Here is a 15,344-nt window from a genome sequence, read left to right on the forward strand (position 1 = left end):
CTCCTCAGCGGCGGGTAATCAGGCCTTGGCGCGCGATGCGGGTGAGGTGGCCAATGACTTCGGCGGCCTCGTCCGGCGCCGGGGCCTGGATAACGGCCAGGTCGAAACGGTCATTGCCGTATTGCGCCAGGTGGCAGCCGATATCGACGAAATGGATCAGGAAGGCACGCGCCTGGCCCTTGCGACGGGACAGGCCTTCGAGGTGACGCAAAAGGGTGGGCTGATGCTGGCCGCCGAGCAGAATGCGCGGTATGCGGGCCGCCTGGCTGGTAGGCAAAGGGCTCAAACAGACACTGGTACGTGGACAACTCATGGAGCTTCTCTCCGCCTCGCGAATCCCGCTGGGCAGCGGTGGGAGGCGTCACCGAACCAGCGCTTTAGCGGTATTTCGGATGGCCCGGAGGGGGGCTTTCCTGCGCCCCGCAAGTAGCTGTTTAAATCGGCGCAGGCGGTATGCTAGAGCGATGAGCTACAAGTTGCAAGCTAGAAGCCGCAAGCAAAAGCAGGCCGAGTACGGGCCCGCTCTTGCTTGCGGCTTGCAGTTCAATGCTTGCAGCTGTTTACCGGGCGATCAGGCGGTCCAGCGAGAAGCGGCCAGCGCCTTCGATCATGACGGCAACAGTACCGGCCAGCAGCGCCAAGGCGAACTCATAGCCGTTGTTGGACATGAACAGCCCGTTGCCAATGTGGACCGAGAAAATCGCTACCACCAGCGTCACAGACAACGCCAGAGCCGCGGGGCGAGCCAGCAGGCCGATTACCAGGGCCAGGCCGCCGAAGAATTCGGCGCTACCGGACAGCAGGGCCATCAGGTAACCCGGGGCCAGGCCGATGCTTTCCATCCACTGGCCAGTGCCTTCCAGGCCATAACCGCCGAACAGGCCGAACAGTTTTTGCGCGCCATGCGCCATGAAGATGATGCCGACCAGGATCCGGATAACGCTGAGACCAGCGCCGGCGCGGGTGGAAAACAGGGCGTTAAGGGAAGTGTTGTTCATGTCGAAGCGTCCTTGAAGCGAAGAAGTTGCGTTGAGATGGGCGCCATCATAATCAATTATATAGATATGAAAACCGCAAAAAACCCAACATAACAATCGATTAAATCGATTTATCAACGCTTCGCTACGCGCTCCAGCACGGCCCGCTCGCGGTTGAATGCCAGATAATACTTGTTGACACTGTTGACGAAGTTGACCGGCCCCATGCCTACCTGCTCCATGGCGATGCGTTCGGTCTGGAAGAACCACTGGTTGCCATTGAGCCCGCGCCGCCGCGCTTCAGCACGCATGGCCTGGACCCGCTCGGGGCCGAGGTTGTAGGCCGCCAGCGTGAAGGCCATGCGTTCACGCTCGTTGATCTTGGCGCTGGCAAAGAACTTGCGCCGGATCAGCGCCAGGTAGCGTGCGCTGGCCTGCACATTGCCATCTACCGTGGCGGTGTTGCTCACTCCCACGCGCTGAGCGGCCGAAGGGGTAATTTGCATCAGACCATGGGCGCCTCCCGTGCCGCGTGCAGCCGGGTTGAGCGTCGACTCCTTGAAGGCCAGGGCGGCCAGGTTGAGCCAGTCGATCTGCTGCGCCTGGCCATGCTTCTGCAGCACCGCCCGCACCGCGGCCAGGCGCTGGCGATCCTTGCTGGCCAACGGGTTGTGCACCCGGTACTGGCGCCGGTAGATGCGCTCGAAGGCGGCATCCTGATTGCCTGGCGCGCGGTAACCTTGCAGAAAGTGATCGACCGTGGCCAACAATTGCGGCGCATCATGCCCCACATACCAGCGCATGGCTTGTGGCGCCCCCAGGCGCACCCGGCTGTCCAGGCGCAGGCGTGGCATAACCCGCGCCCAGCGCCGGGCAATTGGCTGCTCGACCACGGTCAGGTGGTAGATGCCAGCCTGCACCATCTCCAGCACATCCTCCACCGCCAGCGTCGAGTCGACCCACTCCACCTTGATTGGCGGCCGCTTGCGCAGTGCCAGTTGCTGGTTAGCCTGCTGGATCAGCGGCCCGGCGGCACTCGCGCTGGTCAAGGCAACGGTACGCCCGGACAGCTGTTCGACCTTGCTGAAGCTTCGCTCGCCTTTGCGCCCTACCAGCATCAACGGCACCTGGTCGAGTATCGGCGCAGTGCTGCTGACGCCGTGTACCGTGCCAGGGTCCAGCAGCTCGCCCGGCGCCGCCAGGTCACCCTCGCCACGGGCCAGAGCGCCCAGCAGCTGCTCCTTGGCCCGCGGGATGAGCTTCAGTTGGATCTGCTGGTCGTCGGCGGTGCGGGCATTGAGGTAGTGCTCCAGCGCACGCAGGCGATAATACTCGATGCCGACCGGCTCGCCCTTGACCTCGCCAGAGCTGTTGCGGCTCTGGTTGACCAGCACCCGCAGCACCTTGCTGGTACGAATCTGCTGCAGGTCACGCACCTTGGCGGGCGGTATGTTCTGCTGCGGCCCCGGCACGCGCGCCTGGGCCGGGCCGGTAAGGCCCAGCCCGAGCGTCAGCATAAAAACAAGCCAGCATCGCAGCATGCAAAAACGTGTCCGTGGTGGTTGGGCGGCATCCATGGGTTGAACCGCCAGGTGAGAAATGACGGTAAAAGACCACGGCAACAGCATGAAGTTCTTGGTTTTTTTCAGAAAAACGCGGATTTTGCTATGCTGGCCGCCCCGCGGCACGAGATAGCACCATGCAACTGATCGATATCGGCGTCAACCTGACCAACAGCAGTTTCCACGACCAACAGGCGGCAATCGTCGAGCGCGCCCTTGAGGCCGGGGTGACACAAATGGTGCTGACAGGCACCAGCCTGGCAGTCAGTGAACAGGCGCTGGAGCTGTGCCAGCAGTTGGACGCCAGCGGTGCGCACCTGTTCGCCACTGCAGGCGTGCATCCCCACGATGCCAAGTCCTGGGATGCCGGCAGCGAACGCCAGCTGCGCGAACTGTTGAATGAACCACGCGTGCGCGCCGTCGGCGAATGTGGCCTGGACTTCAACCGTGACTTCTCCCCTCGCCCACTCCAGGAACAAGCCCTGGAGGCGCAGTTGGCGCTGGCCGCAGAGCTGCGCCTGCCGGTATTTCTGCACGAGCGAGACGCCAGCGAGCGCTTGTTGGCGATCCTCAAGCATTACCGCGACCACCTGACCGGCGCGGTGGTGCACTGCTTTACTGGTGAGCGCGAGGCGTTGTTCGCCTACCTGGACATGGACCTGCACATCGGCATTACCGGCTGGATCTGCGACGAACGCCGTGGCACTCACCTGCACCCGCTGGTGGGCAACATTGCCGAAGGGCGGCTGATGCTGGAGAGCGATGCCCCGTACCTGCTGCCACGCAGCCTGCGGCCCAAGCCGAAGAACGGGCGCAACGAGCCGGCGTTTCTGCACGAGGTGTTGCGCGAAGTAGCGCTGCATCGGGGCGAATCGGCCGAGCACACGGCGGCGCATACCACCGCGACGGCGCGGGCGTTCTTCCAGCTCCCTTGAACCCTGCGCGCGGGCTGTTGATATGGGTCAACATCTTGCTGAGCAGGTGCAGGCACAATGATGGCACCTTGCCAATATTGTTTCCGCTCAACTCAGAGAAGACCTGCCCATGGGTGCCTGGCTTAGCAATGTTTCCCTGAAGTACAAATTCTGGGCCGTCAATGCGGTGGCCTTTGTCACGACCCTGCTGCTGGTGCTCTATGCCGTGCACCTGGAGCAACGCGCCCGCGCCGAAGCGGCGCAGGCGCAGGCGGCAGCGCAGGCTCAGCTGCTGGCTGCCTGGCCTGCCGGGCAAGCATTGCCGCGCCCGGACAACGTCATCAGCTGGTCGGCCGGGCAAACGCCGGCTTTCGCCGGTGAGGCGCTCGATAGCCTGCGCAACGCCCAGGGCTGGGTAGAGCTACCAAGCGCCTGGATCCTCGGCGAAAACCCGCTGCGCGGGGCGCAGGTAGTGCGCCACGGCGACCAGCAGGTGGCCGTGCTCGCCCAGTCGCCAAGCCTGCGCCAGGTATTCTTCGAGCGCTTCAGCAACTACGCGGTATGCGTGCTGATCCTGATGCTGGCCATGCTCGGCGCCTCGCAATTGCTGATCCGTTTCCTGCTCAGCCAGCTCAATACCCTGAAGGATGTGATGCTGCACGTGGAAAAGACCGGCGACCTGGCGGCCCGTGTGCCGCTGGCCTGCGGCGACGAGGTCGGCCAGATGGCCGGGGCATTCAATGCCATGCAGGCCACCTACCACCGCGTGGTCAGCACCGTCGCCCACACCGCTGCACAGTTGGACTCGGGCGCCGCACGCCTGGCCGCCAGCATGAACAACGTACGTCACGGCATGCTCGGCCAACAGAGCGAGACTGACCAGGCCGCCACCGCCATCAACGAAATGTCGGCGACGGTGCACCACATTGCCCAGCATGCCGGTGCCACCCGTGACCTGTCACAAACCGCCGACACCTTGGCCGGCAGCGGTAAAGAGGTGGTCAGCCGGGTGCAGGATTCGATTTCCGGGCTTTCCAGCGGTGTACAGCAAACCGCTGAAATGATTCGCCAACTCGCCGAAGACAGCCAGAAGATCAACGGCGTAGTCGGGGTGATCCACAGCATCGCCGAGCAGACTAACCTGCTGGCGCTCAACGCCGCCATCGAAGCGGCGCGCGCCGGTGATCTGGGCCGCGGCTTTGCCGTGGTAGCCGATGAGGTGCGCAACCTGGCCAAGCGCGTGCAAACCTCTACCGACGAAATCACCACCATGGTCTCTGCCCTGCAATCGGGCACTCGCGATGCAGTGGAATTCATGCAGGAAAGCTCGTACAAGGCCGACGATTGCGTCCGCCAGGCCCAGGAGGCCGGCGAGGCGCTGGCGGAGATTACCGGTGCTGTGGCGCAGATGCGCGAAAGCAATACCCAGATTGCCGTGGCGGCCGAGCAGCAAAGCCAGGTGGCCGAGGAAATGAACCGCGCCGTGGTCAGCATCCGCGATGTCACCGAACAGACCGTGCAACAGACAGTGGGCTCGGCAACCACCAGCAGCGAGCTGGCGACGCTGGCCGGCGAACTGAACAGGGCCATTGGCCAGCTCAAGCTATAGTCACCATAGCCAGCCTCGATTGGCCCCCGCCCGGGGGCCGCACTAAGCTTTGAGCATGACCGAGAGGAAATGCCCATGAGCAAACGCCTGCCCAACCTGCCCGCCTGGCAATGGCGCGGCTATCACAATAATCACCGCCACCCGGCCAATCTGGTGCTGCACCTGATTGCCGTGCCGCTGTTCATCCTCGGCGCGCTGCTGATTCTGTCGGGGTTGTTCGGCCTGGACCTCGGCCAGATTGCCGTTGGCGTGATCGCCCTGATTGCCGGCCTTGGCTTGCAACGCCACGGCCATCGTCTGGAGGCCGAACAACCTGAGCCGTTCGCCAATCGCCAGGATGCCGTGCAGCGTTTGCTGACTGAGCAGTTCATCACCTTTCCACGCTTTGTGCTGAGCGGGGCCTGGTGGAAGGCCTGGCGGGAGCGGCACAAACACCGCCATTGATCTAATGATGATCCGCGATCTCTTGTAGGAGCGGCCTTGTGTCGCGAAAGGGCTGCACAGCAGCCCCAGTGTCGCAGCTTCGCAGCAGAGATTGCCGGGGCCGCTTTGCGGCCCTATCGCGACACAAGGCCGCTCCTACAGGGAATTGAGGTGGCTGAGGGTTAGGCAAACACGGTGACGGTCTGTCGGCTCAGGGCCAGCAATTCGCCTTCTGCCGTCCACAACGCCGCAGCAGCATGCCCATAACCCTCCCGCGCATGCTCGGTGTCCACGCAGTACCGGCACCAGTCCAGGGTCGACAGCTTCGCCGTGGGCTGGATGAACTCGATGGTCCAGGTCAGGGTGCTGCCAGCTGCGGGCTGCTTGAGAAACGGCATCAGGCTCGGCGGCCAGGCATCGACCAGCGCCAGCAAGTGCGACTCATTGACCTGCTCTTCAGCCACATCCCGCAAGCGCACCCAACCGCCCATCCTGCGTGATTGATTGCCACTGAACGGCAACCCACCCACCGCCCAACGCAAGGCTACATGGCGCATGAATTCAGGCGTCACGCCCTTGATATAGGGCAACTCGGGCGCTGCGTCGTCGAGCGCTGGCATTTCCATCGCCGGCAACGCTGGCACCTCGAGCACCGAAGGCCGGCCTGCACCGAAATTGCCCTGCACCAGGGTCACCACCTGACCATCCTGAACGGCGCGGCCGAGCAAGGTGCTGACCGCCTTGCCTTCACGCAGCACCTCCACCTCGAAACGAATTGGCACATCCGCTGCCGCAGGCGCAACAAAGCTGATGGCCAGTGAGCGCACAGGGCGGCTGTCGGACAGTTTCAGGCGCATGGCCTCATAAACCATTGCCGCCATCAGCCCGCCAAAGGCAGCGCGGCCCTGGGCCCAGCTGGGCGGGATGCTGACGGCGCCCGGGTTGGCCCGCACAGCGTCGAGCAGTTGGTTGAAGTTCATTGGCTGGCTCCTGCCCGCAGCGAAAAGGTCTGCCCATCGTAGCCAGCAAACCGCGGGCGATCAGCCCGCATATCGGTCAATTTTCGGGCTAGCGGCGCGCCAGCGCCTGCAGCAGGGCATCCAGCGTCGCATCCGACTTGCGTTCGGCCTCGTGCAGCTCCTGCTCCCAGGCGACCTTGCAAGGGGCCAGGTCAGCATGGTCGCGTGCCTGCAACAACCACTGCAGGCGGTCATGCCAGCCGCCCAGGTCAGCCTGTGCCTTTTTCAGCAGGCGCTGTAGTTTCTTCCCGGCGTGGTCGAGTTGCGGGTAGGCTTCGTCGCCATAGCGCGCACGCTTGATCAGCAAGCGCAAGCGGTGGCGGTCGTGAGTTGGGTCCTGCAAGGCTTCGTGCAACTTGCGCCACTGTTTCACCAGGCGTTTGTCGATGCGTTTGCCCAGCGACTTGACCAGCCCCTCACGGCCTGCCGCCCGCAGGAACAACGGAAACGCGTCAACAATTGCCAGCACCCGGGTCAACTGCGGACTGGCAGCGACGCTGGCGAAAGTGCGGCCACGCCCTTCCAGGCGGCGCTGCCCGGCCCCGGTATAGCCGCGACCGATCAATTCGGCTGCCAGCACCTCGCGGTCACGCAGCGGCGTGGTCAGGGTACCCAACGCGCGGGCAGCATCCTCCAACTGCTCAACACCAGGCAGCCCGCGCAGGGGCCTCAGCAGGCTGCGCAGGCGCCGCACGCTGATGCGCAGGTCGTGCAGCGCCTCGCTGTCAGTATCGGCGGCCAAGCGTTCGCGGCAAGCCAGCAGGCGCACCTGCACGGCCAGTATCTGGGCAACGACATGGTCCAGCATGGCAGACATACGACGCTCCTTGATCAGCGCCCGGCGCGCGACTCACCAATGTAGAAGCGCGCCTTTTCGGCTTTGCGCGTGCAGCTTTCGTAACCTTCGAACTGCTGCTGGGTCTTGGCCCCGGTGAGCAGCGACAAGGCCTTGGAGTAACTCACAGCACCGGCAAAGCCTTCGGCCTTGGCCAGGTCCAGTTCCTTCCAGGCGGCATCCAGCTGGGTCGCGCAGCTGTCACGGTAGGCCGTCTTGCCCGCGCAGCCAGCAAGGGCCAAGGCAATCAGTGGAAGGCAGATCCAGGCTTTCATCAGTAATACCTCAATGGAAAAAACATTGGCTGTTCGACGCCCCGACAGCTGAAAAGTGCCCGGTCTGGCCGACGGTGCCCGACCAGCTTTATTACAGTAGCTCAGCGCGATCTACATTGAAGCACAGCCTGTGATGGGTGCATTGTAGGACCATGGTTGCACTGGACGGGGAATATTCATGAGCAAACGCGTGGCACTGGTACTGGGCTCAGGCGGAGCCCGGGGGTATGCACACATCGGTGTGATCGAGGAAATCGAGCGGCGCGGCTACGACATTGCCTGCATTGCCGGCTGCTCCATGGGTGCAGTGGTTGGCGGCATCTATGCTGCCGGCAAGCTGAGCGACTATCGCAACTGGATCGAGAGCCTCGATTACCTGGATGTACTGCGCCTGGTCGACGTCAGCTTTCGCCTCGGCGCCATTCGTGGCGACAAGGTGTTCGGGCAAATCCGCAAGATCGTCGGCGAAATCAACATCGAGCAACTGCGCATCCCCTATACAGCGGTTGCCACCGACCTCACCAACCAACAGGAAATCTGGTTCCAGGAAGGCTGCCTGCACCAGGCCATGCGCGCCTCGGCCGCCATCCCGAGCCTCTTCACCCCTGTCATGCAGGGCAACCGCATGCTGGTCGACGGGGGTATCCTCAACCCGCTGCCGATCGTGCCTGTAGTGTCCAGCCACTGCGACCTGATCATCGCGGTCAACCTCAACGCCACCAACCAGAAGCAGTACCAGTTGCCGGTGATCGAACGCCCTGCAGCATTCAAGATGCGGTTTGACTCCTTGCTGAACTCGTTGGGCTCTCACTTGCCGTTCCGGCGCAAGCCGGCTGAAGAGCTGATGCGCATCGAGCAGGAAATAACTGCCGAAGGCCTGGCACCACCAAACCCGTGGCTGGCAGATACCGCCGACCCGGAAGGCCAGCAACCGGCGGCAGCACCGGAACGCGAGGGCGCGCCAAAGTCGGCGACCGGCTCGTTCATCATCGATAACGTAGGGCCTGCTTCGCTGCTGGATTTGATCAACCAGAGCTTCGAGGTCATGCAGACGTCTCTGGCGCAATACAAGATCGCCGGGTATCCACCGGATGTGCTGATCAACGTGCCCAAGCGGGTGTGCCGGTTCTTCGAGTTCTACAAAGCGCCCGAGCTGATTGCGCTGGGACGGGAGATTGCGCGGGATACGCTGGATAACTATGAAGGGGTGAAACGCTAAGCGTCGTAGCACCCGCGAAGAGGCCGGCACAAGCGACAGAAACGAAACAGGCCGCTCGAGGCGGCCTGTTTCTTCATGCAGCGATCACCTTAGTAACGGGTGATATCCGCATTGGCTTCCAGCTGCTTGCGGTAGGCCGCGAAGTCCTGCTGGCCAGCACGCGACGCGAGGTAGCGGCGGATCTGCTGCTTCTCTTCGTCGGTGGCGGTAGCGCCTTCGTTGACGCCCTTGAGCTGCAGCACCACCAGGCTACCGTCACGCAGCACTACGCTGCCATACACCGGCTTGTCCTTGGCTTGCGGCTTGCCCAGGCGGAACAGCGCCTGCAGCTCGGCCGGGTCAATACCGTCCTCGCCACGGGTAACTGCTTCATAGGCCTTCCAGCCTTGCCCTTCGTGCACGCTGTCTGCTGCGATGGAACCGTCACGCAGGCCGGCGATCAGCTTGTCCGCCTTGGCTTTAAGCTCGGCAGTCGCCTTCTCTTTGGCCAGGTGTTCGCGGATGTTGCTGGCCACCGCTTCCAGCGGCAGTTGCTCTGGCTTGCGGTGCTCCTTGACGCGCAGTACCACGGTGGTCTCCGGGTCGAGCTCGATGGCGGTGCTGTTGGCAGCCTCCTCCAGCACTTCTTCGGAGAACGCAGCCTGCACCACCGAACGGTTGGCGGTAATGCCTTCACCACCCTCGCGACCGAAGGCTGCAGAAGTCTGCACCTTGAGGTTCAGGTCCTGGGCCGGCTGGGCCAGGTCGGAAGCCTCGTAGGCAGCATCCTGCAGCTGCTTGCTGGCATCCACGTAACGCTGCTCGACCAGCGGGGTTTTCAGGTCGCGGGTCAGCTTGTCCTTCAAGCTGGCGAAGCTCGGCACTTCCGGCGCCTGCACACCCAGCAGCTTGATCAAGTGGTAGCCAAACTCGGTACGCACTGGCGCCGAAACCTGACCATCCTGCAGCTTGTACAGCGCATCCTCGAACGCCGGGTCGTAAACGCCCGGGCCCGCAAAGCCGAGGTCACCACCACTGTTGGCCGAGCCCGGGTCCTGGGAGAACTCCTTGGCCAGCGCGGCAAAGTCTTCACCCTTGGCCAGGCGCTGCTCGATCTCTTCGGCACGGGCCTTGGCCTGGGCGTCGGTGACCTTGTCGTTGACCTCGATGAGGATGTGCGCGGCATGGCGCTGCTCGGCGAGGTTGGCGATTTCCTTCTCGTACTGGGCCTTGAGCTCTTCGTCGGTCACTTTGACCTGGTCGAAGAACACCGACTTCTTCAGCTCGATGTAGTCGATCACCACCTGGTCGGGCGACATGAACTCCTTGGCGTGCTGGTCGTAATGCGCCTTGACCTCTTCGTCACTGACCTTAACCGCAGCCGGGTCGGCCTTGAAGGTAAGGGAGGCGAAGTCGCGGGTCTGCTTCTCCAGGCGAGCGAAGGCATCAACCTGCTGGTCGGTGACAAAGCTGCTACCCGCCAGGCCGGTGCGCAGCTGGCCGATGAGCATTTCCTCGGCGAGCATCTCGCGGAACTGCATGCGGCCGTAGCCCATCTGGCGGATGACCTGGTCGAAACGGTCAGCGCTGAACTTGCCATCCACCTGGAACTCCGGCGTTTGCAGGATCACCTGATCCAGCGCAGCCTCGGAGAAGGCAAACTTGGCATCTTCGGCGCCTTGCAGCAGCAATTTGCGGCTGATCAGGCCCTTGAGCGCCTCTTCACGCAGCAATTTGTCTTCCAGCAGCGCTGGGTCGAAATCCTTGCCCAACTGTTGCATCAACTGACGGCGCTGCATGTCGGCCGCCTGGGCCAGCTCGTTCTGGCTGATGGTCTGGCCGTTCACCTTGGCGGCGTCCTGGCTATGGGTGGCGGCCTGGAAAATAGCTTCGAAACCGGTCAACGCCATCAAGACGACGATAAGGCCGATGATGGTCTTGGCAATCCAACCTTGTGAATTGTCCCTGATATTTTGCAGCATGCGTCCCCCAGAAACGGCTGTACCACTGCGTCGACAACCGCGGAGCGTGGGTAGAATCCTGATAAAAGAAAGGCGCATCCGAGGATGCGCCTTTTCTTAGCAAACGTGTCAGGCGGGAACGTTTGCGCCCCGCCTTCAGCGTGCTCGGACCCGGCAAAGCCAGGTCCGGCTGAAAGACGACTTAGTTGACGGCGTCTTTCAGGCCTTTGCCAGCCTTGAAACCTGGAACCTTGGCGGCTTCGATCTTGATCGCCTTACCGGTTTGCGGGTTACGGCCAGTACGCTCGGCGCGGTCCTTGACCGAGAAGGTACCGAAGCCAACCAGAACGACGTCGTCGCCTGCTTTCAGGGCACCGGTTACGGAGTCGATCACAGCGTCCAGAGCCTTACCTGCGGTAGCTTTGGAAATGTCAGCCGATGCAGCGATAGCGTCAATCAGTTCCGACTTGTTCACTCTAAGTCCCCTTATTTCTCTATTGAGTTTGTTTCTAAGTATGTAATGAAAAGCTTATGAAACGTGCGCTGGGTGGCTTGATGACAATAGCGTGCCGCTTTATAGCAAGGGCCCGAAAAAACTGTCAAGGAAAGCCCCCCAGCCAAAAACTACTAATGCGTGCTGATTCTTTCCTTAGCATCGCCGTCGCGCTTTTCATCTTTCGCGACAATCTCAGGAGCCACATCTGGCAAGGGCTCCGGGGCGTATTGCAGCGCAATTTGCAGGACTTCGTCAATCCATTTGACCGGTTTGATCTGAAGATCCTGTTTGATATTTTCCGGAATCTCCTTCAGATCGCGAACATTCTCCTCTGGAATGATCACCGTCTTGATGCCGCCACGGTGTGCCGCCAGCAGTTTTTCTTTCAACCCGCCAATGGCCAGCACCTGGCCACGCAGGGTGATTTCGCCGGTCATGGCCACGTCGGCACGTACCGGAATCTGCGTCAGCGCCGACACCAGCGCGGTGCACATGCCCACGCCCGCGCTTGGGCCGTCCTTCGGAGTGGCGCCTTCCGGCATGTGGATATGTACGTCGCGCTTCTCGTGGAAGTCGGCGGCAATCCCCAGGCTACGGGCACGGCTGCGAACCACGGTCTGTGCGGCGGTGATCGACTCTACCATCACATCGCCCAGCGAGCCGGTCTTGATCAGTTGGCCCTTGCCGGGGATGACCACGGCTTCGATGGTCAGCAGTTCGCCACCCACCTGAGTCCAGGCCAGGCCTGTGACCTGACCGATCTGGTCCTGCTGCTCGGCCAGGCCGTAACGGAACTTGCGCACCCCCAGCAGATGCTCCAGCTGCTCGCTGGCCACCTTGACCTTGACCTGCTTCTGCCCGGTATGTTCCTTGACCACCTTGCGGCAGACCTTGGCAATTTGCCGCTCAAGGCCACGCACACCGGCTTCGCGGGTGTAGTAGCGGATGATGTCGCGGATCGCCGAAACGTCGACTTCCAGCTCGTCCTTCTTCAGGCCGTTGGCCTTGACCTGCTTGGGCACCAGGTACTTGACCGCGATGTTGATCTTCTCGTCCTCGGTGTAGCCCGGCAGGCGGATGACTTCCATCCGGTCGAGCAGCGCCGGCGGGATATTCATCGAGTTCGAGGTGCACAGGAACATCACGTCCGAGAGGTCGTAGTCGACTTCCAGGTAGTGGTCGTTGAAGTTGTGGTTCTGCTCCGGGTCGAGCACTTCCAGTAGTGCCGAGGCTGGGTCGCCACGCATGTCGCTGCCCATCTTGTCGATTTCGTCGAGCAGGAACAGCGGGTTGCGCACACCCACCTTGGTCATCTTCTGGATCAGACGGCCAGGCATGGAGCCGATATAGGTACGGCGGTGGCCACGGATCTCGGCCTCGTCACGCACGCCCCCCAGGGCCATGCGCACGAACTTGCGGTTGGTGGCTGCAGCGATCGACTCGGCCAGCGAGGTCTTGCCCACGCCGGGTGGCCCGACCAGGCAGAGCACCGGGCCGCGGATTTTCTTGACGCGCTTCTGCACGGCAAGGTACTCGAGGATGCGTTCCTTGACCTCTTCCAGGCCATAGTGGTCGGCATCGAGAATTTCCTCGGCCTTTGTCAGGTCCAGCCGCACCTTGCTCTGGGCCTTCCAAGGCACCTGCACGAGCCAATCCAGGTACGAACGCACCACGGTGGCCTCGGCCGACATCGGCGACATCTGCTTGAGCTTGTTCAGCTCGGCCTGGGCCTTGGTCAGGGCATCCTTGGGCAGGCCAGCAGCTTCGATGCGCTTTTTCAGCTCTTCGACTTCGTTGTGGCCTTCGTCGCCATCGCCGAGCTCTTTCTGAATGGCCTTCATCTGCTCATTCAGGTAGTACTCGCGCTGGCTGCGCTCCATCTGCTTCTTGACCCGACCACGAATGCGCTTTTCAACCTGCAGCAGGTCGATTTCCGCATCCAGCAGCGCCAGCACGTGCTCGACACGGGTGGTCAGGTCGACAATTTCGAGAATTTCCTGCTTCTGCTCGATTTTCAAGGCCATGTGGGCGGCCATGGTATCGACCAGGCGCCCTGGCTCTTCGATGCTGTTCAGCGAAGACAGCACTTCGGCAGGGACTTTCTTGCCAAGTTGCACGTACTGCTCGAATTGCGACAGCATCGTGCGCACGAACACTTCCGACTCGCGCTCGGCGGCGTCGGTTTCGTCGATCAGGGAGACTTCGGCACGGATGTGCCCTTCTACTTCGGTGAAACGTTCAACGGCGCCACGCTGCTCGCCCTCGACCAGCACCTTGACGGTGCCATCAGGCAGTTTCAGCAGTTGCAGCACGGTGGCAACGGTGCCGACACGGTACAGGGCGTCCTCGCCCGGGTCGTCGTCGGCCGGGTTTTTCTGGGCAAGCAGCAGGATCTGCTTTTCGCCCGTCATCGCTGCCTCGAGGGCTTCGATGGACTTTTCGCGCCCCACGAACAGCGGGATAACCATGTGCGGGTAAACAACGACATCGCGCAATGGCAAAAGAGGCAAGTCGAGGGTTGTCTTCATGATTTCGCCTCTACAGCGGCCTTATGGCCGGAAACCGGTGGAAATGATGCTTGGACCTAATGTGGGGGCACGCTTGGGAAATTACAAGCGCTAGCGCAGGAAAAGCAGAAAGGGGCCCGTAGGCCCCCTTCTTGCTTGCAACCGTCACCGGCCATTGCCTGAATCAGGCGTCTGGCGCGGCCTTGGCTTGCGGCTCGCTGTTCTCGTAGATCATCAGCGGCTGCGAAGTGCCTTCGATGACGCTCTCGTCGATCACCACCTTGCTGACATCCTTCTTCGAAGGGATCTCGTACATGGTGTCGAGCAGCACGCCTTCGAGGATCGAACGCAGGCCACGGGCGCCAGTCTTGCGCTCCAGAGCCTTGCGTGCAACGGCCTTGAGCGCATCGCTGCGGAACTCGAGGTCGACGCTTTCCATCTCGAACAGCTTGGCATACTGCTTGGTCAGGGCGTTCTTCGGCTCGGTGAGGATCTGCATCAACGCAGCCTCATCCAGCTCGTCGAGGGTAGCCAGCACCGGCAGACGGCCGACGAACTCCGGAATCAGGCCAAACTTGACCAGATCGTCGGGCTCGACCTCACGCAGGGACTCGCCAACCTTCTTGCCCTCTTCCTTGCTGCGCACTTCTGCGCCAAAACCGATACCACCCTTGGTGGAACGGCCCTGGATGACCTTTTCCAGGCCCGAGAACGCGCCTCCACAAATGAACAGGATGTTGCGGGTATCGACCTGCAGGAATTCCTGTTGCGGGTGTTTACGGCCACCTTGCGGTGGGACCGAGGCCACAGTGCCCTCGATCAGTTTCAGCAATGCCTGCTGCACGCCCTCGCCGGAGACGTCCCGGGTGATGGACGGGTTGTCCGACTTGCGCGAAATCTTGTCGATTTCGTCGATGTAGACAATGCCCATCTGGGCCTTTTCCACGTCGTAGTCGCACTTCTGCAACAGCTTCTGAATGATGTTCTCGACGTCCTCACCCACATAACCGGCCTCGGTCAGGGTGGTGGCGTCAGCAATGGTGAACGGTACGTTCAACAGGCGTGCCAGGGTTTCGGCGAGCAGGGTCTTGCCCGAGCCGGTCGGCCCGATGAGCAGGATATTGCTCTTGCCCAGTTCGACTTCGTCGCCCTTCTTGTCACGCTGGTTCAGGCGCTTGTAGTGGTTGTACACCGCTACGGCGAGCACCTTCTTCGCGCGCTCCTGACCAATCACGTACTGGTCCAGGATGCCGCTGATTTCTTTCGGCGAAGGCAATTTGTGCGCGCTGCTCTCGGCCTGGGCTTCCTGCACCTCCTCACGGATGATGTCATTGCACAGGTCGACGCACTCGTCGCAGATAAATACCGAGGGCCCGGCAATCAATTTGCGCACTTCGTGCTGGCTTTTGCCGCAGAAGGAGCAATAGAGCAATTTGCCGCTGTCCTCGCCGTTACGGGTGTCAGTCATTCGATCGATCCAATCCGGTAGGCTTGCAACACAAGATGAAGGCAATTGCGGGCTTTTTCAAGTCCACAGGTAGGCGGTTTGCCCACCTACCTGCTCTGGC

Annotated in this window: 14 protein-coding genes; 4 read left to right on the top strand and 10 right to left on the bottom strand. The window is 61.9% G+C overall.

The features are described 5' to 3' along the window. Positions 1-4: 4 nt before the first annotated feature. From ABI582_RS02910 to ABI582_RS02920, 3 genes are all read right to left on the bottom strand, one after another. Positions 5-313, bottom strand: a complete 309-nt coding sequence (locus ABI582_RS02910) for a hypothetical protein (protein WP_442118344.1) — start codon at positions 311-313, stop codon at positions 5-7. Between the two features lie 247 nt (positions 314-560). After that, on the bottom strand, positions 561-998 hold the full coding sequence (locus ABI582_RS02915; RefSeq protein WP_442118345.1) for a DoxX family protein: 438 nt from the start codon (positions 996-998) through the stop codon (positions 561-563). A 113-nt stretch (positions 999-1,111) separates the two neighbouring features. After that, positions 1,112-2,518 (bottom strand): transglycosylase SLT domain-containing protein, encoded by a 1,407-nt coding sequence (locus ABI582_RS02920; RefSeq protein ID WP_442118346.1) that lies wholly within the window; start codon positions 2,516-2,518, stop codon positions 1,112-1,114. A gap of 158 nt (positions 2,519-2,676) precedes the next feature. On the opposite strand from ABI582_RS02920, the gene ABI582_RS02925 reads away from it, so the two are divergent. The 3 genes from ABI582_RS02925 to ABI582_RS02935 all read left to right on the top strand — a co-directional run bounded on the left by ABI582_RS02925 (position 2,677) and on the right by ABI582_RS02935 (position 5,506). After that, positions 2,677-3,474, top strand: coding sequence for a TatD family hydrolase (locus ABI582_RS02925; protein WP_442118347.1), 798 nt, complete (start codon positions 2,677-2,679; stop codon positions 3,472-3,474). Positions 3,475-3,583: 109 nt separating this feature from the next. Continuing rightward, the gene (locus ABI582_RS02930; RefSeq protein WP_442118348.1) at positions 3,584-5,062 is read left to right on the top strand and encodes a methyl-accepting chemotaxis protein; all 1,479 of its coding nucleotides are present in this window, start codon (positions 3,584-3,586) and stop codon (positions 5,060-5,062) included. A gap of 75 nt (positions 5,063-5,137) precedes the next feature. Continuing rightward, positions 5,138-5,506, top strand: a complete 369-nt coding sequence (locus tag ABI582_RS02935) for an Mpo1-like protein (RefSeq protein WP_016500553.1) — start codon at positions 5,138-5,140, stop codon at positions 5,504-5,506. Between the two features lie 161 nt (positions 5,507-5,667). Here the strand turns inward: ABI582_RS02935 and ABI582_RS02940 are convergent, their stop codons facing one another. The 3 genes from ABI582_RS02940 to ABI582_RS02950 form a co-directional block, all read right to left on the bottom strand. Further along, positions 5,668-6,465 (bottom strand): acyl-CoA thioesterase, encoded by a 798-nt coding sequence (locus tag ABI582_RS02940; protein ID WP_442118349.1) that lies wholly within the window; start codon positions 6,463-6,465, stop codon positions 5,668-5,670. A gap of 88 nt (positions 6,466-6,553) precedes the next feature. Beyond that, positions 6,554-7,321, bottom strand: a complete 768-nt coding sequence (locus ABI582_RS02945) for a CHAD domain-containing protein (protein ID WP_338746769.1) — start codon at positions 7,319-7,321, stop codon at positions 6,554-6,556. Positions 7,322-7,335: 14 nt separating this feature from the next. Beyond that, the gene (locus tag ABI582_RS02950; RefSeq protein WP_442118350.1) at positions 7,336-7,614 is read right to left on the bottom strand and encodes a hypothetical protein; all 279 of its coding nucleotides are present in this window, start codon (positions 7,612-7,614) and stop codon (positions 7,336-7,338) included. 178 nt (positions 7,615-7,792) lie between these two features. Between ABI582_RS02950 and ABI582_RS02955 the strand changes: the two genes are divergently transcribed. Next, a complete protein-coding gene (locus ABI582_RS02955) occupies positions 7,793-8,833 on the top strand; it encodes a patatin-like phospholipase family protein (protein WP_338746768.1) in 1,041 nt (346 codons plus the stop codon). An 89-nt stretch (positions 8,834-8,922) separates the two neighbouring features. Here the strand turns inward: ABI582_RS02955 and ABI582_RS02960 are convergent, their stop codons facing one another. The 4 genes from ABI582_RS02960 to clpX all read right to left on the bottom strand — a co-directional run bounded on the left by ABI582_RS02960 (position 8,923) and on the right by clpX (position 15,244). Further along, positions 8,923-10,794 (bottom strand): SurA N-terminal domain-containing protein, encoded by a 1,872-nt coding sequence (locus ABI582_RS02960; RefSeq protein WP_442118351.1) that lies wholly within the window; start codon positions 10,792-10,794, stop codon positions 8,923-8,925. A 181-nt stretch (positions 10,795-10,975) separates the two neighbouring features. Continuing rightward, positions 10,976-11,248 carry an HU family DNA-binding protein gene (locus ABI582_RS02965; RefSeq protein WP_016485887.1) on the bottom strand — a complete coding sequence of 91 codons (273 nt, stop codon included), beginning with the start codon at positions 11,246-11,248 and terminating at the stop codon, positions 10,976-10,978. Positions 11,249-11,400: 152 nt separating this feature from the next. Continuing rightward, entirely contained in the window at positions 11,401-13,797 is a 2,397-nt protein-coding gene (gene lon / locus ABI582_RS02970; RefSeq protein ID WP_338746766.1) for an endopeptidase La, read from the bottom strand. Positions 13,798-13,960: 163 nt separating this feature from the next. Then, positions 13,961-15,244 carry an ATP-dependent Clp protease ATP-binding subunit ClpX gene (gene clpX, locus ABI582_RS02975; RefSeq protein ID WP_016485885.1) on the bottom strand — a complete coding sequence of 428 codons (1,284 nt, stop codon included), beginning with the start codon at positions 15,242-15,244 and terminating at the stop codon, positions 13,961-13,963. Positions 15,245-15,344 lie beyond the last annotated feature (100 nt).

Origin of the sequence: Pseudomonas sp. SAS7, assembly GCF_052112345.1 — a bacterium.
Lineage (GTDB): Bacteria > Pseudomonadota > Gammaproteobacteria > Pseudomonadales > Pseudomonadaceae > Aquipseudomonas > Aquipseudomonas putida_Q.